Source organism: Pseudomonas sp. S2_F07 (genome assembly GCF_054668325.1).
In genome coordinates, this window is the sequence record NZ_CP162758.1 from 4,085,768 (window position 1) to 4,106,925 (window position 21,158).

Annotated in this window: 18 protein-coding genes; 4 read left to right on the forward strand and 14 right to left on the reverse strand. The window is 59.9% G+C overall.

The features are described 5' to 3' along the window. Positions 1-170: 170 nt before the first annotated feature. On the forward strand, positions 171-1,331 hold the full coding sequence (locus tag AB4O40_RS18545) for an RHS repeat-associated core domain-containing protein (RefSeq protein ID WP_460053692.1): 1,161 nt from the start codon (positions 171-173) through the stop codon (positions 1,329-1,331). A 35-nt stretch (positions 1,332-1,366) separates the two neighbouring features. Here AB4O40_RS18545 and AB4O40_RS18550 read toward each other — a convergent pair whose 3' ends face one another. Continuing rightward, entirely contained in the window at positions 1,367-2,563 is a 1,197-nt protein-coding gene (locus AB4O40_RS18550) for an AAA family ATPase (RefSeq protein WP_460154577.1), read from the reverse strand. A gap of 177 nt (positions 2,564-2,740) precedes the next feature. Here AB4O40_RS18550 and AB4O40_RS18555 point away from each other — a divergent pair, with 177 nt between their 5' ends. The 3 genes from AB4O40_RS18555 to AB4O40_RS18565 are packed head-to-tail and all read left to right on the forward strand — an operon-like array spanning position 2,741 to position 7,952. Beyond that, positions 2,741-3,844: an efflux RND transporter periplasmic adaptor subunit gene (locus AB4O40_RS18555; protein ID WP_056726946.1), complete on the forward strand. Its 1,104-nt coding sequence runs from the start codon at positions 2,741-2,743 to the stop codon at positions 3,842-3,844. Continuing rightward, positions 3,841-4,905, forward strand: a complete 1,065-nt coding sequence (locus AB4O40_RS18560) for an efflux RND transporter periplasmic adaptor subunit (RefSeq protein WP_460053691.1) — start codon at positions 3,841-3,843, stop codon at positions 4,903-4,905. Before AB4O40_RS18555 ends, AB4O40_RS18560 begins: the two co-directional genes overlap by 4 nt. Continuing rightward, positions 4,902-7,952 carry an efflux RND transporter permease subunit gene (locus AB4O40_RS18565; protein ID WP_056726944.1) on the forward strand — a complete coding sequence of 1,017 codons (3,051 nt, stop codon included), beginning with the start codon at positions 4,902-4,904 and terminating at the stop codon, positions 7,950-7,952. The genes AB4O40_RS18560 and AB4O40_RS18565 overlap by 4 nt, the downstream gene beginning before the upstream one ends. Before the next feature lie 98 nt (positions 7,953-8,050). On the opposite strand, the gene AB4O40_RS18570 is transcribed toward AB4O40_RS18565, so the two are convergent. From AB4O40_RS18570 to AB4O40_RS18630, 13 genes are all read right to left on the reverse strand, one after another. Continuing rightward, entirely contained in the window at positions 8,051-8,680 is a 630-nt protein-coding gene (locus AB4O40_RS18570; RefSeq protein WP_223541539.1) for a class I SAM-dependent methyltransferase, read from the reverse strand. Between the two features lie 139 nt (positions 8,681-8,819). After that, positions 8,820-9,176 (reverse strand): DUF6124 family protein, encoded by a 357-nt coding sequence (locus AB4O40_RS18575; protein ID WP_056726942.1) that lies wholly within the window; start codon positions 9,174-9,176, stop codon positions 8,820-8,822. Between the two features lie 360 nt (positions 9,177-9,536). Then, a complete protein-coding gene (locus tag AB4O40_RS18580; RefSeq protein WP_056726941.1) occupies positions 9,537-10,181 on the reverse strand; it encodes a methionine ABC transporter permease in 645 nt (214 codons plus the stop codon). After that, positions 10,171-11,292, reverse strand: coding sequence for a methionine ABC transporter ATP-binding protein (locus tag AB4O40_RS18585; protein ID WP_460053689.1), 1,122 nt, complete (start codon positions 11,290-11,292; stop codon positions 10,171-10,173). Before AB4O40_RS18585 ends, AB4O40_RS18580 begins: the two co-directional genes overlap by 11 nt. Positions 11,293-11,294: 2 nt before the next feature. Next, a complete protein-coding gene (locus AB4O40_RS18590) occupies positions 11,295-12,104 on the reverse strand; it encodes a MetQ/NlpA family ABC transporter substrate-binding protein (protein WP_056726939.1) in 810 nt (269 codons plus the stop codon). Positions 12,105-12,233: 129 nt separating this feature from the next. Beyond that, positions 12,234-13,586, reverse strand: coding sequence for an LLM class flavin-dependent oxidoreductase (locus tag AB4O40_RS18595; RefSeq protein WP_460053687.1), 1,353 nt, complete (start codon positions 13,584-13,586; stop codon positions 12,234-12,236). Beyond that, the gene (locus tag AB4O40_RS18600) at positions 13,587-14,780 is read right to left on the reverse strand and encodes an SfnB family sulfur acquisition oxidoreductase (protein ID WP_056726937.1); all 1,194 of its coding nucleotides are present in this window, start codon (positions 14,778-14,780) and stop codon (positions 13,587-13,589) included. A gap of 38 nt (positions 14,781-14,818) precedes the next feature. Continuing rightward, positions 14,819-16,051 (reverse strand): SfnB family sulfur acquisition oxidoreductase, encoded by a 1,233-nt coding sequence (locus AB4O40_RS18605; RefSeq protein ID WP_460053685.1) that lies wholly within the window; start codon positions 16,049-16,051, stop codon positions 14,819-14,821. A 223-nt stretch (positions 16,052-16,274) separates the two neighbouring features. After that, positions 16,275-17,039 (reverse strand): hypothetical protein, encoded by a 765-nt coding sequence (locus AB4O40_RS18610; protein ID WP_223541529.1) that lies wholly within the window; start codon positions 17,037-17,039, stop codon positions 16,275-16,277. A gap of 480 nt (positions 17,040-17,519) precedes the next feature. Next, the gene (gene tcyN / locus AB4O40_RS18615; RefSeq protein ID WP_056726934.1) at positions 17,520-18,275 is read right to left on the reverse strand and encodes an L-cystine ABC transporter ATP-binding protein TcyN; all 756 of its coding nucleotides are present in this window, start codon (positions 18,273-18,275) and stop codon (positions 17,520-17,522) included. Between the two features lie 4 nt (positions 18,276-18,279). Then, positions 18,280-18,945, reverse strand: coding sequence for a cystine ABC transporter permease (gene tcyL, locus AB4O40_RS18620; protein ID WP_046040764.1), 666 nt, complete (start codon positions 18,943-18,945; stop codon positions 18,280-18,282). Then, positions 18,945-19,745, reverse strand: coding sequence for a cystine ABC transporter substrate-binding protein (tcyJ, locus tag AB4O40_RS18625; RefSeq protein WP_056726933.1), 801 nt, complete (start codon positions 19,743-19,745; stop codon positions 18,945-18,947). Before tcyJ ends, tcyL begins: the two co-directional genes overlap by 1 nt. A gap of 294 nt (positions 19,746-20,039) precedes the next feature. After that, the gene (locus AB4O40_RS18630) at positions 20,040-21,032 is read right to left on the reverse strand and encodes a D-cysteine desulfhydrase (RefSeq protein ID WP_056726932.1); all 993 of its coding nucleotides are present in this window, start codon (positions 21,030-21,032) and stop codon (positions 20,040-20,042) included. Positions 21,033-21,158 lie beyond the last annotated feature (126 nt).

Consider the following 21,158-nt stretch of genomic DNA (forward strand, 5'->3'; position numbering starts at 1 on the left):
TGGAGCAGCGTTTCGAAAAAAAGATCCTTCCTACGGTGTAAGGGAAAGTAGCTGTCCTCTCTTGTCTGGGCAAACCCGGGCGTCAGTTTTCTCCCTGCACTAACAGTTCTGCTAGGTGCCGGCGTATTCAAACGGGTGCAAACTGCTTCCCTCGCCGGGAGTTGACCCTCATGAGCGCATTGACTCACCCCCTCAATCGCTACCGCTATGATGCCCTGGACCGGTTGGTCGAACTGGAGCCGTCGGAGCTGGAAAAACTGACCCGTTTCTACTGCGGCGAACATCTGGTGACGCAACTGAAAGGTCAGGGTGGGCACTGTGTGCTTCAACACGACAGGCAACTGCTGGCAGTGCAATCGTTTGACGGCGTCGAGCGCAACAGCCAGTTGCTGGTCACCGATCAGCAACGTTCGGTATTGCAGTTGGCCGGACCTGACGGAGTTGTGCGCCAGGTCTACGCGCCCTACGGTCATCGGCGGCTCGAAAGTGGTCCCGGCAGTTTGCTCGGATTCACCGGCGAAGCGCTCGATCCGGCCACCGGTCATTATCTGCTGGGCAACGGGCATCGGGCGTTCAACCCGGTGCTGATGCGCTTCAACAGCCCGGATGGCCTGAGTCCGTTTGGGCGGGGTGGGTTGAATCCGTATGCGTATTGTTTAGGCGATCCGGTGAATTTCAGTGATCCGACTGGGCGGTTCGTCAATGTGCTCAAGATATTCACCAGCGGCGCAGGCCTGTTCAGTTCGCTCATCACGCTGAAGCCCTCTGTACCTTTTAAAGTTGCTAACAAGGCTTTGGCGAATGGAGCCGCATTTCGAGCAAGTCCTAAGCAATTCGCTGGTGCAACGGCCTCCGTTACCGCCGGAATCATGGGGGTTGGAGTGGCTGCGACAGGTTTGGCGAGCACCATTATTGCTGCGATTGACCCTGAATCTCCGTTGATCACACCGTTGGCTTTTGTATCCGCAGCACTGGCGACCGGTGCTGTTCTGGGCAGGGTGGGTTCGGCCTGGGTTGGGCGCGATCCAAAAGCCATCGCTGGGTTGAAGGCACTGGGTGAAAAACAATCAGGTGTGAAAGGTATCGCGGTATCCAGGAACCCGAGGCCCTCGAGCATTTCGTTACAGCGAAATCATGGGCCTTCTGCACCCGATTTATCACAGTTCACTCCAGTGCCTTCCGCACCGTCACCTAGACAGTTTGATGTACGACCTTTTGACTGGATGACACCAGAAATCGATGCTGTGCTGAACAAGCTTGGTGGTAAAGCACCATTGTTCGACTTCGGTTCGTCGCGGCGTAGTTCCATAAGCAGTATTCGCAGTACTTAGCTCTGTAAATCCTACTTCTGGAGGTTTACTTGACTTCAATCCGGCCAATACCACGCCGGCTCATCCAGCATCCGTTGCCCGACAATCCCGGTCTGCCCGAGATTCTTCTCCAGCACGATGCAGTTGCACTCCGGGTCCTCCTGCAACGCCGAAATCAAACGCCGGGCATGGGACACCACCCACACCTGGCAATGTTCTGAAGCGCGGATGATCAAGCGTGCCAGCGCCGGCAGCAGGTCCGGGTGCAGGCTGGTTTCCGGTTCGTTCAGCACCATCAACGTCGGCGGTCGTGGCGTCAGCAGCGCCGCGACCAGCAGCAGGTAACGCAACGTTCCGTCCGACAGCTCGGCGGCCGACAGCGGCCGCAACAAACCTTCCTGAAAGAACTCGATGGCGAAGCGCCCGCCAGGCAGTGGTTCGATGTTCAGTCTGGCGCCGGGGAAGGCGTCGCTGATCGCCGTCCGTAAAGCCTCGGGATCACCGATTTCGATGATCGTCTGCAAGGCCGCCGCCAGGTCGCGTCCGTCGTGGTGCAGCACCGGCGTGCGGGTGCCCAGTTGAGGTTGTCGTGCCGGGGCGTCGGCATCGCTGCGAAAGTGATCGTAGAAGCGCCAGCGGCGGATGAACTCGCGCATTTCCAGCACTTCCGGTGAGCCGCGCAGGCTGCCGACCTGATCGAACAGGCTGTCGAAAGTCGGTGTGTGCTGCGCCAATACATCCCACTTGCGATCGGCGCGGGCGCGGATCATCGGGCCGTCACGATCGACCAGCAGACTGGCCGGGCGATAGAACGCCCCGGCCCACAGGCATTCGCGTTTGATCTGCGGGTCGAGGCTGAAATAAGACGGTATTGGCGAGTTGCGCCCGGGGAGCATGAAATGGCCATTGGAATCGGGCAGGCCGAGGCTGATCGAGTAGCCGAAGTCCTCTCCCGCAAACCCCAGTCGAAGGCGTTTGACGCCCTGACGCACGGTGGGCTCGATAGCGACTTCGCCGGTGCGCATGCGCCGGCAGATGTTTTCCGGCCCGGCCCAAAAAGTCGAATCCAGGCCTCCTTCACGGGCCAGGGCATTGACCACGCCGCCGTGGGCGGTTTCCGCCAGCAGGCGCAGCGCGCGGTACAGGTTGGATTTGCCGCTGCCGTTGGGACCGGTGATCAGAGTCAGCCGGCCCAGCGGGATCACCAGTTTGTTGATCGAGCGGTAATTGGCCACGGCGAGAGTCTTGAGCATGTGGGTTCCTGAGGCGGGATCGACCGGGGCTCATTGTCAGGCATGCACAGGCGTCTATGGCAAGTGTTTCAGGGCTAAAAAAGTGTGAACTTTTTCTTCATAAGACGCTCGTGCAAGGTTCCCATCCTGTTCTAAGCTCTCTGTCGTGTTGTACGTGAAAAAGGCCAAGGAGTTTGCATGGTGGTTCCCGGATTGAAAGTAGTAATGGCCTTGAGTGTCGTCACCCTGCTGACGGCTTGCGACGAAAAAAAGCCCGTGCAGGAATACCTGCCACGGGTGTTCGTGCAAGTCGTCAAGCCGGCGGATTACGCGGCCTCGATTACCCTCACCGGTGATATCCAGGCACGGATACAGACGGAGCTGTCTTTTCGTGTAGGGGGCAAGATCATCCAGCGCTCGGTTGACGTCGGTGATCGAGTGACAGCCAAACAAGTGCTGGCCCGGCTCGACCCGAAGGATCTACAGACCAGTGTCGATTCGGCCCAGGCGCAAGTCGTCGCCGAACAGGCGCGGGTGACCCAGAGTGCGGCGGCGTTCGTGCGCCAGCAAAAACTGCTGCCCAAGGGTTACACCAGCCAGAGCGAATACGACTCGGCCCAGGCGGCCTTGCACAGCAGTCAGAGTGCCTTGAGCGCCGCCAAGGCGCAGTTGGCCAATGCCAAGGATCAACTGAGCTATACGGCACTGATCGCCGATGCGCCGGGGATCATTACCGAGCGCCAGGCAGAGGTTGGCCAGGTGGTGCAGGCAACCATGCCGGTCTTCAGCCTGGCCCGTGACGGCGACCGGGATGCGGTGTTCAACGTCTATGAATCACTGCTGGCCGAGAAGCCGAAAGATCAAACCATCGTCCTCAGCCTGCTCGACAACCCGGCGATCAAGACCACCGGCACCGTGCGCGAAGTCACCCCCTCGGTGTCGGCGCAATCCGGCACCGTGCAGGTCAAGGTCGGTCTCGACAAACTGCCCGACGGCATGCAGTTGGGCTCGGTGGTGAGTGCCACGGCCAGGGGATCGGGCAAGTCGGTCATCGAGTTGCCGTGGTCGGCACTGACCAAAAACATCAGTGAGCCTGCTGTCTGGATTGTCGACGACAAGGGCAAGGCCCAATTGCATTCGGTCACCGTCAGCCGCTACCTGACCGGCAAGATCATCATCAGCGACGGGTTGAAGGACGGCGACAAAGTCATCATCGCGGGCGGACAACTCTTGCACCCGGACATGGAAGTCGAAATTGCCGAAAACACTTACAAGGATCTGACGTGGGGAGCCAAGCCATGAAGCCTTTATGGGCGTTGTCCATCGGGCTGGTGCTGAGCGCCTGTTCCAAAAGCGAACCGCCGCCGGCGCCGGTACGGCCGGTGCTGTCGATCAAGGTCCAGACCTTGAATGAAGAGGACCTGGGCCGCTTCGCCGGCAGCATCCAGGCGCGCTATGAAACCGATACGGGTTTCCGTGTGGGTGGGCGAATCGCCAGCCGTAACGTTGATGTCGGCACCGAGGTGGAGAAGGGTACGCTGCTTGCCACCCTCGATCCTTCCGACCAGCAGAACCAATTGCGCTCGGCCCAGGGCGATCTGTCGAAAATCCAGGCGCAACTGATCAACGCCAAGGCCACGGCCCAGCGCCAGCAAGCCTTGTTTGACCGTGGGGTTGGCGCGCAAGCGCAACTCGACGAGGCCAATACCGACCTGAAAACCACCCAGGCTTCACTCGATCAGGCCCGGGCGGCCGTCAACCAGAGCAAGGACCAACTGGGCTACACCGAACTGCGCGCCGACCATAAAGCCGTGGTCAACCAGTGGAGTGCCGAGGCCGGGCAAGTGGTGTCGGCCGGTCAGCAAGTGGTGACCCTGGCGCAACCGGACATCAAGGAAGCGGTGATCGACCTGCCCGATACCCTGGTCGATCAACTGCCCAGCGATGTGGTGTTCCTGGTCGCTGCGCAGCTGGACCCGAGCATCAACACCACCGCCATCATCCGCGAAATCGAACCCAAGGCTCAAAGCGCCACACGCACCCGTCGCGCCCGCCTGACCCTGGCCGAAACGCCACCGGGCTTTCGCCTGGGTACGGCCATCAGCGTCACCCTGAGCTCGGCGATCAAGCCGCGTATCGAATTGCCGGTCACCGCACTGCAGGAGGTCGATGGCAAACCACGTATCTGGGTGATTGATGCACAGAGTAAAACCGTCTCTCCCCGTGACATCCAGGTGATCAGCCGTACCGACAGCACCGTGGTGCTGGCTGGCGGCGTGAAGAACGGCGAGCGGGTGGTCAGTGCCGGTGTGAACAGCCTCAAACCGGGGCAGCAAGTGAAAATCGACGAGGACAGTCAATGAAAGGGCCTTTCAACCTCTCGGAATGGGCCCTCAAGCATCAGTCGTTCATCTGGTATCTGATGTTCGTCGCATTGCTGATGGGTGTGTTCTCGTACTTCAACCTGGGGCGCGAAGAAGACCCTTCGTTCACCATCAAGACCATGGTGATCCAGAGCAAATGGCCGGGGGCGACCCAGGAGGAAACCCTCAAGCAGATCACCGACCGGATCGAGAAGAAGCTCGAAGAACTCGACTCCCTCGACTATGTGAAAAGCTACACGCGCCCCGGTGAGTCCACGGTGTATGTGTACCTGCGCGACACCACCAGTGCCAAGGACATTCCGGAGATCTGGTATCAGGTACGCAAGAAGATCAACGACATCAAGTACCAGTTCCCGCAAGGCATACAAGGGCCGTCGTTCAACGACGAGTTCGGTGACGTCTTCGGCTCGATCTACGCCTTCACCGCCGACGGCCTGACCCTGCGTCAGTTGCGCGACTACGTGGAACAGGCACGCATGGAAATTCGCGGCGTGCCGGGGTTGGGCAAAATCGAAATGGTCGGCCAGCAGGATGAAGTGCTGTACCTGAACTTCTCCACACGCAAACTCGCAGCGCTGGGTATCGATGAGCGTCAGGTGGTGCAGAGCCTGCAAACCCAGAACGCCGTGACCCCGGCGGGTGTCATCGAGGCCGGGCCGGAGCGGATTTCGGTGCGCACTTCAGGGAAGTTCGCTTCGGAGAAAGACCTGGCCGAGGTCAACCTCAAGCTCAACGACCGCTACTATCGTCTGGCCGACATTGCCGAAATTCGTCGCGGCTATGTCGATCCGGCCTCGCCGGAATTCCGCTACAACGGCAAACAGGCCATCGGCCTGGCGATTGCCATGCAGACGGGGGGCAACGTCCAGGCGTTCGGCAAGGCCTTGCACGCCCGGATGGACCAGTTGACCGCCGACCTGCCGGTGGGTGTCGGCATTTACAACGTCTCCGACCAGGCCGTAGTGGTGGAAGAGGCCGTCGGCGGTTTTACCAGTGCCTTGTTCGAGGCGGTGGTGATCGTGTTGCTGGTCAGCTTCGTCAGCCTCGGCGTGCGCGCCGGGCTGGTGGTGGCGTGCTCGATCCCGTTGGTGCTGGCGATGGTGTTTGTGTTCATGGAATACAGTGGCATCACCATGCAGCGGATTTCCCTCGGTGCACTGATCATCGCCCTCGGCCTGCTGGTGGACGATGCGATGATCACCGTGGAAATGATGGTCACGCGCCTGGAGATGGGCGAGACCAAGGAGCAGGCGGCGACCTTTGCCTACACCTCCACGGCGTTCCCGATGCTCACCGGTACGCTGGTGACAGTGGCGGGCTTCGTGCCGATCGGCTTGAACGCCAGCTCCGCCGGTGAGTACACCTACACCCTGTTTGCGGTAATTGCCTGCGCGATGCTGGTGTCGTGGGTAGTGGCGGTGCTGTTTGCGCCGGTGATCGGCGTGCACATTCTCAGTGCCAACGTGAAGCCCCATGAAGGTGAACCCGGGCGCATCGGCAAGGCGTTCAACGGTGGGCTGCTGTGGTGCATGCGCAATCGCTGGTGGGCCATCGGCATTACGGTGCTGTGTTTTGTGTTGGCGCTGTTCAGCATGCGTTACGTGCAGAACCAGTTCTTCCCGTCTTCGGATCGCCCGGAAATCCTGGTTGATCTGAACCTGCCGCAAAACGCCTCGCTCGACGAAACCCGCCGGGCTGTCGATCGCCTTGAAGCCACGCTCAAGGACGATCCGGACATCGTGCGCTGGAGCACCTACGTCGGTCAGGGCGCGATCCGTTTCTACCTGCCACTGGACCAGCAACTGCAAAACCCGTTCTACGCGCAGTTGGTGATCGTCAGCAAAGGCCATACCCGTGAAGCCATGATGCAGAAGCTTCGCGAGCGCTTGCGCAACGACTTCGTCGGCATCGGCGGTTATGTCCAGGCACTGGAAATGGGCCCGCCGGTAGGGCGTCCGATCCAGTACCGGGTCAGCGGCAAGGACATCGACCAGGTACGCCGACATGCCATCGACCTGGCCACTGAGCTGGACAAGAACCCGCACGTTGGCGAGATCATCTACGACTGGAACGAGCCGGGCAAAGTCCTGCGCATCGACATCGCCCAGGACAAGGCGCGGCAATTGGGGCTGTCTTCCGAGGATGTGGCCAACCTGATGAACGGCATTGTCAGCGGCCAGACGGTGACTCAGGTCGATGACGACATTTACCTGATCAACGTGGTCGGGCGCGCGGTGGATTCCGAGCGCGGAACGCCGGAAACCCTGCAGAACCTGCAAATCGTCACGCCTAGTGGCACGTCGATTCCGCTGCTGGCGTTTGCCACGGTGCGCTACGAACTGGAGCAGCCGTTGGTATGGCGTAGGGATCGCCTGCCGACCATCACCATCAAGGCGGCGATTCGTGACGAAATCCAGCCGACGGACCTGGTGAAAATCCTCAAGCCATCCATCGACGCTTTCGCAGCCAAACTGCCGGCGGGCTACAAGGTCGCCACCGGTGGTACGGTGGAGGAAAGCGGCAAGGCCCAGGGGCCGATTGCCAAGGTTGTGCCGCTGATGCTGTTCATGATGGCGACCTTCCTGATGATCCAGCTGCACAGCGTGCAGAAGCTGTTCCTGGTGGCCAGTGTCGCGCCGCTGGGGCTGATTGGCGTGGTGATCGCGCTGGTGCCTACCGGTACGCCGATGGGCTTCGTGGCGATCCTCGGGATCCTGGCGCTGATCGGTATCATCATCCGTAACTCGGTGATCCTGGTGACCCAGATCGAAGAGTACGAGCAGAAGGGCTACGCGCCGTGGGATGCGGTGGTGCAGGCCACCGAGCATCGACGTCGGCCGATCCTGCTGACCGCCGCGGCGGCGAGCATGGGGATGATCCCGATTGCCCGGGAAGTGTTCTGGGGGCCGATGGCCTACGCGATGATCGGCGGGATCGTCATCGCCACCTTGCTGACGCTGCTGTTTTTGCCGGCGCTGTATGTGGCCTGGTACAAAATTCGCGAGCCGAAGAAAGAGGCGCAGTAAAGGCGAGCGCTTCGCGCTCATCGCGAGCAGGCTCGCTCCCACAGGTTGACCGCGTTCAATTGTGGGAGCGAGCTTGCTCGCGATGGCGTCCGAATTGACTACACAGCCTTACGCCAGACACTCGCCAACCAAGGCTGCTGCTCCCGCGGCAGCCCTGCAGGCCGGTAGTAATGCTCCAGCTCCACAAACCCCGCCTCGATCAACAAATGCTGCCAGGCCGCCAGGTCGTGATACGACCCATAACGCGGTCCGTTCCAGCCTTCCTGATTTTCGCCACGGGGATTGGAACTGAACAACACACCACCCGGTTTCAGCGCTCCCCACAATTGCTTCAACACCCGTGGTAATTCCTGACGCGGAACATGAAACAGCACCGCGTTGGCAAAGATTCCGTCGAAACGCTCGGCCGGCAGATCAAGCTTCAGGAAGTCCTGCTGCCACACCTCGCACCCGCTGTCCTCACGGGCCATCTGCGCGAACTTTTCCGAACCGTCGAGGCCGACCGCCCTGTGGCCCATGCGGGTGAACGTCTGCAGATCACGTCCCGGCCCGCAGCCAAAATCGAGAATGTCGAAAGGCGCCTCGCCCTGAATGTGCCGCAGCAGGGCATCGATGTTCTGGCTGACATCGTGATCGCGCGTGCCTTCGCGGAAACTTTCGGCCGTCGAGTTGTAGTGGCCCAAGGTCGTGGTGGTGATCTGTTCGAGGTCGTCGGGTGTTTGCTTCATGGTCGGCTGCGCAGGAAAAAGGAGATGTGTTGACTATAAGCGCTTTCGCGCTTTGAAAGATCGCAGCCTGCGGCAGCTCCTACGTGTGAACGCCAAACTCTGTAGGAGCTGCCGAAGGCTGCGATCTTTTGGCCTTGGCTCAGCCCTGCTTCATCCCCAAACACTCAATGGAGTGATCCACCATCGCCTTGGCAATCTCCAGCAAATGCCAGATCGAGTACACCATCGCCCGGTCGGCACCCTTGAGTTGATCGCCACACTGATACGCCGTGACCGAAGCACAACGCAGCAGATCGGCGACATAGAGCTGGGTGTCTTCAAAACTCACGTCCTTGCTGACGTTGTAGAAGCGCATTTCATCGGGGGGTGTGGGTTGCTTGCCGGTGAGGTGGAAATCGATGGCGCGGTAAAGCGCGGAACGATCCCTGAGCAAATCGTCGGTGACGGTTTCGGTGGTAGGGTTTTCGGGAGGTGGATCGGGAACGGATTTCTTCATTGGTAAAACTCCTGGTATCTATTGGAGCCAACCGATATCGCGACTAAACGAACAGGGGTGGCGGCTGCACGCAGGTTAGTCGACCGGTCACCAGGAAACCCGGCGCACCCAAGGGTGCCCTGCGCACAGCCACCATAAATTTCAGATAATAAAAAATACCTGACATGAGGTGGCGCTGTACGCCTGGTAAGATCCGGGCGACTAAACCCGATCACTGATGAGCAGTGACGGACCGAGACTAGCCACGGAAAATGGCAGGCGCAAGCGAGCGAAATGATCTAGGAAACGTCCTGCAAAAGAAAGGGAACGGGCCTTCGGAATCGCTGATTTTCCTGTGCGAAATATCGCTAGGATCTTCACTTACCGCTTATTCAACCCCCGCGCCAACCGATCCCCACCCAATTGAATCACCGCCACCACCGCCACCAGCAACACAATCACCGTCAGCATGATCTGGCTATCAAAGCGCTGATACCCATACCGATAGGCAATGTCCCCCAGTCCACCGGCGCCAATCGCCCCGGCCATGGCCGAGGAGTTGATCATGGTGACCAAGGTGATGGTGAACCCGCCCACAATCCCGGGCAGCGCCTCAGGCAACAACACATGCCAAACGATGTGCCAACGCCGACAGCCCATGGCTTGCGCCGCTTCGATCAACCCATGATCGACCTCGCGCAGGCTGACTTCGGCAATGCGCGCAAAGAATGGCGTAGCGGCGATGGTCAACGGCACCACGGCCGCCCATACGCCGTAGGTGGTGCCTACGATCAATCGGGTGAACGGAATCAGCGCCACCATCAAAATCAGGAACGGAATCGAGCGAAACAGGTTCACGAATGCACCCAGTGCGCGGTTCAGTGCCGGGGCTTCGTAGATGCCGCCCCTGGAACTGGTGACCAGGATCACCGCCAGCGGAATGCCCGCCAACAGCGCGATCAATGACGACACGCCGACCATCAAGAACGTGTCGATGAAACCTTGCAGCAAGCGGTCAAACCACATAGCCCAGTACCTCCACTTGTTGCGCCCATTGGCCGGCGCGTTGACGCAATTGCTCGGCACCGAGAGTCGAGCCGGTCACTGCCAGCAGCAGTTGCCCGAGGGCATGGCCCTGAATCCGTTCCACGCCGCCTTGCAGCAATCGCACACGGCCTCCGAGGGCGCTGAACAGTGCCGCCAGGTCCGGTTCGTCGCGTTGGCTGCCGGTGAACTGCAAGCGCAGGACCACGGCTGCGTCGCTGGACTTTGGCTGCGCCTGCAAACGGCTTTGCAGCTCTTTGGGCAATGCATGTTGCAACGGCGCCAGCATTGTCTTGCTGACCTCATGCTGCGGATTGCCGAACACTTCCCACACCGGGCCTTGCTCGACGATGCGCCCATGCTCCAGGACAACCACGCGATCACAGATCTCACGGATCACCGCCATCTCGTGGGTGATCAGCACAATGGTCAGGCCCAGGCGCTGATTGATCTCGCGCAGCAGGCCGAGGATCGACTGCGTGGTCTCCGGGTCGAGCGCCGAGGTGGCTTCGTCGCACAGCAGAATTTCCGGGTCATGTACCAGCGCCCGGGCAATGCCCACGCGCTGTTTCTGCCCGCCGGACAACTGCGCCGGGTAAGCCTTGTGCTTGGCCTGCAAGCCCACCAGCTCCAATAGTTCACGGACCTTCTGCTCGCGTTGTTCCTTGGGCACGCCGGCGACTTTCAGCGGCAGTTCGACGTTCTGCCAAACGGTCTTGGCCGACATCAGATTGAAGTGCTGGAAGATCATGCCGATGCGCCGACGCAGCGCCACCAGGCGGTCTTCGTCGAATTCGCCGATGTCCACTTGATCGATCAGCACCCGACCGCTGCTCGGTTGTTCCAGGCGATTGATGGTGCGGATCAGCGACGACTTGCCGGCGCCGCTGCGACCGATGATGCCGAACACTTCGCCGCGCTGGATCGCCAGGTCGATGCCGTGCAACGCGGCCACCGGGCCTTGCTGGCCGTTGTAGGTTTTACCCAGATTGATGAAGCGCACATGAGCACGATTGAGCTCGGGATGCAGCTCGGTTTGTTCAGCGCGTTGAGGCTCTGGAAGCTCCAGTCGCCGTTGAATGGCGGCGGTCATGTTCAGCTTTCCCAACCGGCTTGATAGAGCTTGCCGTGGGCCTTATCCAGCGCGGCGCGCACCGCGGGTGAGTGCTGGTAGATGTCGACGAACTTGATCAGGCGCGGGTCGGTTTTGCTCTTGGGCTGGATCACGAACTGAATCACGTACTCCTTGTGATCGAGGCCGTCGAACAGCAGCGCAGAGCCTGCGTCGAAGGTTTTCGACAAGCGAATGTAGGCCGGGTAGCCCTGCACCAGATCGGCGTCGTCATAGGCGCGCACCAGTTGCACGGCTTCGACCTGGAGGATCTTGATGTGCTTCGGGTTGGCGATGATGTCTTCTTCGGTGGCCTTGTAGCCGACGCCGGGCTTGAGGGTGATCAGGCCGGCCTTGGCCAGCAGCTGCAAGCCACGACCGCTGTTGATCGGATCGTTGGCGATGGCCACGCTGGCGCCTTGCGGCAGTTCGTCGAAGCTTTTGTATTTCTTCGAGTAGAGGCCGACGTTGTTGATGATCCCGGGGGCGAACGGCACCAGGTCGAAACCTGATGCTGCCTTGGCGTTCTCCAGGAACGGGATGTGCTGGAAGTAGTTCACGTCGATGTCGCCTGAAGCCAGGCTGACGTTCGGTGCGATCCAGTCGCTGAACTCCACCAGTTCGACTTTCAGGCCTTGTTTGCCGGCTTCTTCGACCGCCGCTTCAAGGGGAATGGCGAAGGCGGCGGTGGTGCCGATTTTCAGTGGGGCGTCGGCGGCGAAGGTTACCGAGCTGAACAGGCCGAGGGCCAGGGCCAGTGCTTTGACTGGGTGGGAGAGGTAGTTCTTTTTCATGATGAGTTATCCAGTCAGTGCATTAAGTTTGTGGTGTCTGTTCGGGCCTCATCGCGAGCAAGCTCGCTCCCAAAGGGGTTTTGTGAACACCCGAGATCCACTGTGGGAGCGAGCTTGCTCGCGATGCTTTTAGCGGCGGTAAGCCGAACCGGTATGTTGCTCAGGCAAATGCGCCTCTCGCTGAAACAGCTTTTCGCGCAAGGTGCCGCTGTCGTACGCCGTCTTGTACGAGCCCCGCCGTTGCAACTCGGGGATCACCAGTTCGATGAAATCCTCATAGCTTTCCGGCGTGACAATCCGCGTCAGGTTGAAACCATCCAGCCCGGTTTCGGCGATCCAGGATTCCAGTTCATCCGCCACTTGCTGCGGTAAGCCGACCACGGTGATGTAACGCCCGCCGAGGGCGTGTTGTTCCAGCAGTTTGCGTCGGGTCCAGTCGTTGTTTTGCAGGTGTTTGGTGGCGGACTGGATCGCGTTGCTCTTCACATACTGGATCGGCTCGTCGATTTCATATTGGGAAAAATCGATCCCGGTGGACGCCGAGAAGTGCGCAACACCGGCCTCGGCACTGGCGTAGCTCAAGTATTCGGCGTGCTTGGCCCAGGCCAGCTCTTCGGTGGCACCGACGATCACGTTCAGCCCCATGAACACCTTGATGTCCTCGGGGTTGCGCCCGGCTTCGACGGCGCTGGCGCGCACCTTGTCCACCTGTGCCTTGGTCGATGCCTTGGTCTGGCCGCTGATGAACACGCACTCGGCATGTCGCCCGGCGAACAGCAAGCCGCGATCCGAACTGCCGGCCTGGAACAGCACCGGCGTGCGCTGCGGCGAGGGTTCACACAGGTGATAACCCTCGACCTGATAGAACTCGCCCTTGTGCTCGACCTTGTGCACTTTGTCTGGCAGCGCGTAGATCCGTTGCTGCGGATCGTTGAGTACCGCGCCGTTTTCCCAACTGCCTTCCAGGAGTTTGTAGAGCACCTCCAGGTACTCGTCGGCCTGGTCATAACGACGGTCATGCTCGACCTGTTCGCTCAGACCCATGGCCTTGGCGGCGCTGTCGAGATAGCCGGTGACGATGTTCCAGCCGACACGCCCACGGCTCAGGTGATCCAGCGTCGACAGGCGTCGGGCGAACAGATACGGCGCTTCGTAGGTGAGGTTGGCGGTCAGGCCGAAGCCGAGGTTTTTCGTCACTGCAGCCATGGCCGAGACCAGCAGCAGCGGATCGTTGACCGGCAACTGGATCGACTCTTTCAACGGCACGTCCACCGAGTTCCGGTAGACGTCGTAGACCCCGACGATGTCGGCGATGAACAGGCCGTCGAACAGCCCGCGCTCCAGCAGCTGCGCCAGTTCGGTCCAGTATTCGATCGTGTTGTAGCGGGTGGACGTATCGCGCGGGTGCGTCCACAAGCCATGGTTGATGTGCCCGATGCAGTTCATGTTGAAGGCATTGAGCAGGATCTTTTTCTTGGCCATTCAGATGGTCCCCCGCAGTGGCGGGTTTTCATCGTTGAGGTAGTAATTGCCGACGGCGTGGTACTTCCAGCGCACCGGGTCGTGCAGGGTATGCACCCGAGCGTTGCGCCAGTGGCGGTCGAGGCCGTGTTCGATCAGGGTCGCCTGGCTGCCGGCCAGTTCGAATAGTGTGCTGCCGGCGGCCAGGGAGATTTCGGTGCTGAGGGCGCGGGTTTCGGCGACGGCAATCGACGCCGCTGCGACGGTCTCGGCGTTCGTGTCGGCCTGGGCCTTGTCGAGGTATTCACCGGCCCGCTCCAGCAGTGCCTCGGCGGCGTGCAGGCGAATGCTCAGGTGGCCGAAGCTCTTGAGGGTCAATGGATCGTCCGTGGCTTTTTCGTGGGTGGCGTCGATCCACGGCCGGGTTTTGGTGCGCACGAAGTGCAGCGCATCTTCATACGCGGCGCGGGCGATGCCGGTGTCGATGGCGGCATGGAGAATCTGCGCCAGCGGGCCGACCGGGGTCGGGCGCTCGAAAGCGCTTTGAAAGGGGATGACATCTTCAGCAGCAACAAAGACATCTTCGAACACCACCGAACCGCTGCCGGTGGTGCGCTGGCCGAAGCCGCTCCAGTCGTCGATCACACTCAGGCCCTTGCTGTCGCGTGGCACGAACGCCAGTTGCTGCACACCGTTTTCATCCACCACCGAGGTGGGAATGCGCTGGGCGTAGATCGCGCCCGTGGCGTAGAACTTGCGACCATTGATGCGATAGCCGCTGCCATCGCGAGTCAGGCTGGTGACCCGATCGTGTGCGGTTTTGGTGCCGAGTTCAGCCAACGCATTGCCGAAGCGCTGACCGGCCAATACTTCGGCGTACAGGCGTTGCTTCTGCTCGTGGCTGCCGTTCACCCGCAGTACTTCGAGGGCATAGAAATGGTTCTGCGGAATCTGCCCCAGGGAGCCGTCGGCCCGGGCGATCAAGGCGATGACGTTGGCCAGGGTGATGTTGGAAACACCGGCGCCGCCGTATTCCTTTGGCACGCTGATGCCCCACAGGCCCGAGCGGGAAAACACTTCCAGTTCCGGGTGTGGCAAGCGGCGTAAACGGTCGCGTGTGGCGCTGTCGCGTTTAAAGTCTTCGGCAAGGTCGCTGGCGACGACCAGGGCTTGCTCATCGCTGGTGATGACCGCGACGTGGTGAGAACTTGTCATGTGTTTCTCCAGAGCTCTGGTAAAAAGTGTTCTGGTCGTCAGATCCAGGAATGGCGATTGGGCAGCGTGCCGTTGAGGCGATAGGCGCCGACCGCGTGATACTTCCAGCGCACCGGGTCGTGCAGGGTGTGCACCCGGGCGTTGCGCCAGTGGCGGTCGAGGTTGAATTCGGCGAGGGTCGCGCGGCTGCCGGCCAGTTCGAGCAGCTTTTCGCTGGCCAGCAGCGAAATCTCGGTGGTCAGCACTTTGGCTTCGGCCACGGCAATCGAGGCGCGGGCGGCGGACTCGGCGGTGAAAGGTGCGGCGCTGACATCATCGAGCACTTGCCCGGCCTTGCGCAGCAGCGCTTGGGCGGCGTGCAGCTCGATTTTCAATCTGCCGATATCGGCGATCACGTACAGGTCATCGCTGGCCCGCTCGACCTTGGCGTCGATCCACGGCCGGGCGCGGGTTTTCACGAAGTCGATGGCGTCGTCGATGGCGCCTCGGGCGATACCGGCGTCGATGGCCGCTTGAATCAGCTGCGAGACGGCACCCTGGATGTTCGGCGTGTCATTGATCCGCCAGTTATCCACCACCAGTTCAGGATCGGCCTGCACGTTGTTGAGCAAAATCGTGCCGCTGGCGGTGGTGCGCTGACCAAACCCGGACCAGTCATCGACGATGCGCAATCCAGGTGTGCCGCGCCGGATGAAAGCCAGCACTTGCTTGCCGTCATCGTTCAACGCTTTGACCGCGACCCAATGGGCGAACAGTGCGCCGGTGGAATAGAACTTCTGGCCGTTGAGGACGCCGTCAGCGGTGATGCGCGCCTTCAGTTCCAGAGTGTTTTTGGTGCCGCGTTCCGGCCCGGCATTACCGATGCGCCAGCCATCAAGGACACTTTTGAACAGCAGATTTTTCTGCGCTTCGGTGGCGCTGCCGAGTATCAGGTTAAGAATGCCGAACTGGTTTTGCGGGATCTGCCCGAGCGCCGGGTCTGCCGCGGAAATGATCGCGAAGACCTCGGCCAGGGTGACGAACGAAACCTGCGGGCCACCGTACTCGCGGGGGATGGAAATGCTGCCCAGGCCGCTGCGGGTGAACTGTTCTATTTCAGACCATGGGAGCTTGCGCTGCCGGTCACGTTTGGCCGCTTGCAGGCGGGCGACTTGCGCCAGCTCGTGGGCCGCCTTGATGGCTTGAGCGTCATTGCGCAAGACTTTTGCGGGCAACAACAGCGGGGCGATGTCCAGGTCACTCTGGACGTTTGCATCTGCCAGACTGGACATCAGTGCCGCTCCTTGGCTGCACGCAATGCCCTGGCGATCTGCACTGGGGTGATTGTGTTCCGGACCATACCTACCTCACATCTTATGGAAGCGCCGCTTGTGGCCGCGCATGAAAACAAGGATGTCCGGTGGTCCGGTGTATATACCCTAAACGTGTATAAATATTTTATGAACTAACTTTTAGGAATATGCATAGAAGGATGATTCCGCCAAAGAGGCCTCTTCATCGTCTACGGGGTTCGGCGGCCTTGAGGGGCTGTTTCTTCGGGACTTTCAGATAAGTGTTTGCACAACCAATCTTCAGCGTGCGGGCTGGAGCCCAGCGGGAGTTGTTGCCCACTCGGTCGAGAATGCAGTACGTCACCTCCAGCCGCAGGTCTTCGCCGGCTTCGAGGATGATGGCCGGCGGAATCCAGACATGAATCGGCTGGCCCACATCGGCGGACTTGATCCGTGGCAGATCCATGCGCACATCGCCCCAGCGCAGGGTGATTTCATCGTCGACGGCCATGTTCAGGTACGGCTCGATGGTCAAGGGAACACCGCGTTTGACCTGGCTCGGATTGACCCCCTGACGGCGAATCGCCTCGGGAATGCTCACCGGTGCCAGGCACTGGTTTTCATCGCCGCACAGCTCGGAAGGTTGGCCGCCTGGGCAGTCGAGTTTGATCTGCACGTTTTGGCTGGCCGAAATCACCGAGTCTCGACCCACCTGCATGACCCGGTAGTGAATGCGCGAGGTACCGTTGGCGACAAAGCTTTCAGGCACCCGCAACTGCACCGGTTGGCCGACATCGCTGGCCTTCAGCACGCGGGAGGCCACGTAGCAGCTATCCCAGAACAGTTCGATCAGGTCGCCTTCGTCCATGGCGGGGTAGGGCGCCACATCGATCAGCAGGTGCGCCGCACAAGTGACGTTGATGCCGGTCTTGTTGGATTGCGCCAGGGTCGGGGCCACAAGCCCGGATTTGTTCGAGGTGCTTTTCATGAAGTCTCCTTGAAGTTTTGCAACGAAGTCCGTTTCTGGGAAATCAAAAACTAAATATCGAACAGCAAAACCATTCATTACTTTTAATTGAAATAATGAGTTTGGCGTGATGAGTGACGTCGGTTGGAGACTAGATAAGAGTCAGGGGGAGTAAGTGTCAATGAGATTTATTAGTTATGGGTGAAGTGTGCTGTTATTCAGAAAGTTCCTACGGTACGAAGTAAGTAAACCATGGCGGCGTGTCGAATTTGTCCGCTGAAAGTGTCTAAAGCCGGGCGGCTTGGCGTGCGTGGTCGGCCAGGTGTTGTGAAAGGAACCTGGTGGGGAAAGGGAGGTTAATTGTTATTGTGCAGATATATGTACCGCGCGCGCGTACAAGATATGTATGTCGAATAGATTGGGTTAGTTTGGTATTGATAAAGTATTTTTTGCGATGGTGTCACTTCCATCCATGGAAGATGACCATTGTTGAACGGGTTGTTAGTTGTGGCTGTTGTTCAGGAACTTGCTGAGAAACTGTTTGGTTCGCTCTTCTTTCGGGTTGGCAAACAACGCCTTCGCTTCGCCTTGCTCGACGATCACGCCCTTGTCGAAAAACACCACGCGATTGGCCACGTCCCGGGCAAAGCCCATTTCGTGAGTGACGATCACCATGGTGCGATTCTCTTCGGCCAGGCCGCGGATAGTCGCCAATACCTCGCCCACCAGCTCCGGGTCGAGGGCCGAGGTCGGTTCATCGAACAGGATCACTTCCGGTTCCATCGCCAGCGCCCGGGCAATCGCCACGCGCTGTTGCTGACCACCGGAGAGGCGACGCGGATAGGCGTCTTCCTTACCCGCCAGGCCTACCTTGGCCAATAGCTTTTTACCCAGGGCAACGGCATCGGCGTGCGCGATCTTCTTGACGATGATCGGGCCTTCGATAACGTTTTCCAGCGCGGTGCGATGGGGGAACAGGTTGAAGTTCTGGAACACGAAACCCACGTGTTGGCGCAAGCGCCGCACCAGGCTCTGCTGCTGGTTCAGGGGACGGCTGGTATCGACTTCGATATCACCGACCTTGATCCGGCCGCTGGTGGGCTCTTCCAGAAAATTCAGGCAGCGCAGGAAGGTGGTCTTGCCCGAACCACTAGGGCCGATGATCGCGACCACCTCGCCTTCCTTGACCTCAAGATCGATGCCGTTGAGCACGACTTGACCCTTGAACTGCTTTGTCAGTTTTTCCACGACAATCATTGGGTCAGGACTCCTGGTCGTGCCGATTGACCCGCGCTTCCAACTGGTTCTGCAGGTGCGAAAGCACGGTTGCGAGGACCCAGTAGATCAGTGCGGCGGCAAGATACATGGTGAAGATTTCGAAGGTGCGAGCGGTGATCAGCTGCGCCTGACGGAACAGTTCCGGCACCTGGATGGTGGCGGCCAGCGCGGTGTCCTTGACCAGCGAAATGAAGCTGTTGCCCAGCGGCGGCAATGCGGTGCGCATCGCCTGCGGCAGGATGGCCCGGCGCAGGGTCTGCGCGCGGGTCATGCCGATACTGGCAGCCGCTTCCCACTGGCCGCGCTCGATGGAGCTGATCGCGGCACGCAGGATTTCACAGGCGTAGGCGGCCATGTTCAGCGAGAAGCCGATCAGGGCCGCCGGCAGCGGATCCAGTTCCAGACCCAATTGCGGCAAGCCGTAATAGATCACGAACAGTTGCACCAGCAACGGCGTGCCGCGAAAGAACGACACGTAGATGCGGGCGATCCAGCTCACCAGTTTGAAGCGCGACAGGCGCATCAGCGCCAGACCGAAGCCCATCACCAGGCCGAAGAACATCCCGCCCAGGCTGAGGATGACCGTGTAATACGCGCCCTTGAGCAGAAAGGGCGCGGAGTCCAGTGCGAGTTGGAAAGCTTCTCCCATTATTGAGTGACGTCAGCGTTGAAGTATTTTTCCGAGAGCTTTTTCAGGGTGCCATCGGCGCGCAGCTTATCGATTGCCTTGTTGACCGCGGCCAGCAGTTCAGGCTCGCCTTTGCGCAGGGCAATGCCGGCTTCCTGGCGGGAGAACGCATCACCGGCGGCGGTGGTGTCCTTGGCCTTCTTGGCGTATTCCAGCGCGGCCAGGCGGTCGATCAGAATGGCGTCGATACGGCCGACACGCAGGTCCTGGAACTTGGTCGGATCATCTTCGTAGGTGCGGATGTCAGCGGTCGGCACATTGGCCTTCACCCACTCTTCGTAGTTGGTGCCCAGGCCTACACCGACTTTCTTGCCAGACAGGTCGGCGGCGGACTTGATGTTCAGCTCGGCGGCCTTCTTCGTCAGCACCAGCGCCTGAATACCGGAAACGGTGTAGGGTTCGGAGAAGTCATACTTCTTCTTGCGCTCTTCGGAGATGGTCACCTGGTTGATCACTGCGTCCAGACGCTTGGATTCCAGGGCCGCGAGGATGCCGTCCCATTTGGTTGGTTGCAGCTTGACCTTCACGCCCAGTTCTTTGGCCAGGGCTTCGGAGAACTCGACTTCGAAGCCGGTCAGCTTGCCGTCGGCGTCGACGAAACTGAATGGTGGGTAGGTGCCTTCCAGGCCGACGTTGATTACGCCTTTGTCCTTGATTTGTTGCAGTTGCTCACCGGCAACCGCCTGGCCAATCAGGCCGGCGCTCAGTGCCAGGCCCAGCGAACCCACCAGCAGATTGCGACGTAGTGCGGAAAAATTCATGACAAGCCCCTGTGTTTTCTTATGGAAGACGCTTTAGGAAAGTTGGCAAATTCGGGATTTGGACGACTGCGATATCCTGCCCTAATGCAGCTTATGCGTCTCGCTGCAAATTCGCCTGCGGCGTGACTATAAGATGATGCCTATAGAATTGAAAATAATGAATATTATTTTTGTTATTCGTTAATTGCATATGCGTTTCATGGAAAAGATCGCAGCCTGCGGCAGCTCCTACATGGATCGGCATGCATCTGTAGGAGCTGCCGCAGGCTGCGATCTTTTGATCTTCTGAATCGCTTACAGAAAATCCTTATAGGCAAACAACGCCGGCGCGCCACCGGTGTGCAGGAAAATAATCGGACCCTCGTCGAACCGCTGACGGCCGATCCCGTCCAGCAAGCCGGCCATGGCCTTGCCAGTGTAGACCGGGTCCAGCAGCAAGCCTTCGTGACTCGCCAGCAGCTTCACCGCCGCCAGTGTGCCGGCATTCGGCTCGCCATAACGCGGGGCGAAATACTCGTCCCACAACTCGACCTTGAAAGCCTCCGGCAGATTCACGCCCAGCAACTCGGCGGTGCGTTCGGCCAGGCCTTGAACCTTTGGCCGCTGATCTTCATCGCTGCGCGAAACCGTCACGCCGATTACTGGCAGATTCGGCAGTGCTTCACTCAGGGCCAGTGCCAGGCCGCTGTGGGTACCGGCGCTGCCCGAGGCCAGGACCACGGCGGCGAACTTCAGGCCGGTATCCTTGATCTGTTCGGCCAGTTCCAGACCGGCACGCACGTAGCCCAGGGCGCCCAGCGCATTGGAGCCACCGATCGGCACCAGGTACGGCTTCTTGCCGTTGCTGCGCAGTCGGTTGGCCAGGGCTTGCAGTTGCTCGTCGGCGTTGTCGAGGTTTTCCACCAGTTCGACCTTGGCATCGAACAGGTCGAGCAGCAGGCGGTTGCCGTTGCCGGTGTAATTGCTGTCGTCAGTGCCGAGAGGATTTTCCAGAAGGGCTACGCAGCCCAGGCCCAATTTTGCGGCAATGGCGGCTGTCTGCCGTACGTGGTTCGATTGCAGCGCGCCCGCGGTGATCAAGGTGTCGGCGCCCTGGGCCAAGGCATCGGCGGCCAGGTATTCGAGTTTGCGCAGCTTGTTGCCGCCCATTGCCAGCGGCGTCAGGTCATCGCGCTTGACGTACAGGTCGCGACCCAGCCAGGTCGACAGGCGTTCGAGTTTTTCCAGGGCGGTGGGCTGACCGAGCAGGTCGAGGCGGGTAAAGCTGGCGAGCTGTTGTTTGATCATGAGTCCGTACTGGCGGTTGAAGATCTCAGGACTATAGGCACGCCAAAAAGTTGGGGCAACCGCCAATCGCTTATAGCCAATCGAAATGAGTACAGCACTATTGGTTCTTAATTTGCCTCGCGGCCC

What these genes read in the sequence shown, in the direction of transcription:
- tcyJ (WP_056726933.1), bottom strand. Translation starts at nt 19,745, where the DNA reads ATGAATTTTTCCGCACTACGTCGCAATCTGCTGGTGGGTTCGCTGGGC.
- AB4O40_RS18545 (WP_460053692.1), top strand. Translation starts at nt 171, where the DNA reads ATGAGCGCATTGACTCACCCCCTCAATCGCTACCGCTATGATGCCCTG.
- AB4O40_RS18605 (WP_460053685.1), bottom strand. Translation starts at nt 16,051, where the DNA reads ATGTCCAGTCTGGCAGATGCAAACGTCCAGAGTGACCTGGACATCGCC.
- AB4O40_RS18630 (WP_056726932.1), bottom strand. Translation starts at nt 21,032, where the DNA reads ATGATCAAACAACAGCTCGCCAGCTTTACCCGCCTCGACCTGCTCGGT.
- AB4O40_RS18595 (WP_460053687.1), bottom strand. Translation starts at nt 13,586, where the DNA reads ATGGCCAAGAAAAAGATCCTGCTCAATGCCTTCAACATGAACTGCATC.
- tcyL (WP_046040764.1), bottom strand. Translation starts at nt 18,945, where the DNA reads ATGGGAGAAGCTTTCCAACTCGCACTGGACTCCGCGCCCTTTCTGCTC.
- AB4O40_RS18560 (WP_460053691.1), top strand. Translation starts at nt 3,841, where the DNA reads ATGAAGCCTTTATGGGCGTTGTCCATCGGGCTGGTGCTGAGCGCCTGT.
- tcyN (WP_056726934.1), bottom strand. Translation starts at nt 18,275, where the DNA reads ATGATTGTCGTGGAAAAACTGACAAAGCAGTTCAAGGGTCAAGTCGTG.
- AB4O40_RS18555 (WP_056726946.1), top strand. Translation starts at nt 2,741, where the DNA reads ATGGTGGTTCCCGGATTGAAAGTAGTAATGGCCTTGAGTGTCGTCACC.
- AB4O40_RS18580 (WP_056726941.1), bottom strand. Translation starts at nt 10,181, where the DNA reads ATGTGGTTTGACCGCTTGCTGCAAGGTTTCATCGACACGTTCTTGATG.
- AB4O40_RS18550 (WP_460154577.1), bottom strand. Translation starts at nt 2,563, where the DNA reads ATGCTCAAGACTCTCGCCGTGGCCAATTACCGCTCGATCAACAAACTG.
- AB4O40_RS18610 (WP_223541529.1), bottom strand. Translation starts at nt 17,039, where the DNA reads ATGAAAAGCACCTCGAACAAATCCGGGCTTGTGGCCCCGACCCTGGCG.
- AB4O40_RS18590 (WP_056726939.1), bottom strand. Translation starts at nt 12,104, where the DNA reads ATGAAAAAGAACTACCTCTCCCACCCAGTCAAAGCACTGGCCCTGGCC.
- AB4O40_RS18570 (WP_223541539.1), bottom strand. Translation starts at nt 8,680, where the DNA reads ATGAAGCAAACACCCGACGACCTCGAACAGATCACCACCACGACCTTG.
- AB4O40_RS18585 (WP_460053689.1), bottom strand. Translation starts at nt 11,292, where the DNA reads ATGACCGCCGCCATTCAACGGCGACTGGAGCTTCCAGAGCCTCAACGC.
- AB4O40_RS18565 (WP_056726944.1), top strand. Translation starts at nt 4,902, where the DNA reads ATGAAAGGGCCTTTCAACCTCTCGGAATGGGCCCTCAAGCATCAGTCG.
- AB4O40_RS18575 (WP_056726942.1), bottom strand. Translation starts at nt 9,176, where the DNA reads ATGAAGAAATCCGTTCCCGATCCACCTCCCGAAAACCCTACCACCGAA.
- AB4O40_RS18600 (WP_056726937.1), bottom strand. Translation starts at nt 14,780, where the DNA reads ATGACAAGTTCTCACCACGTCGCGGTCATCACCAGCGATGAGCAAGCC.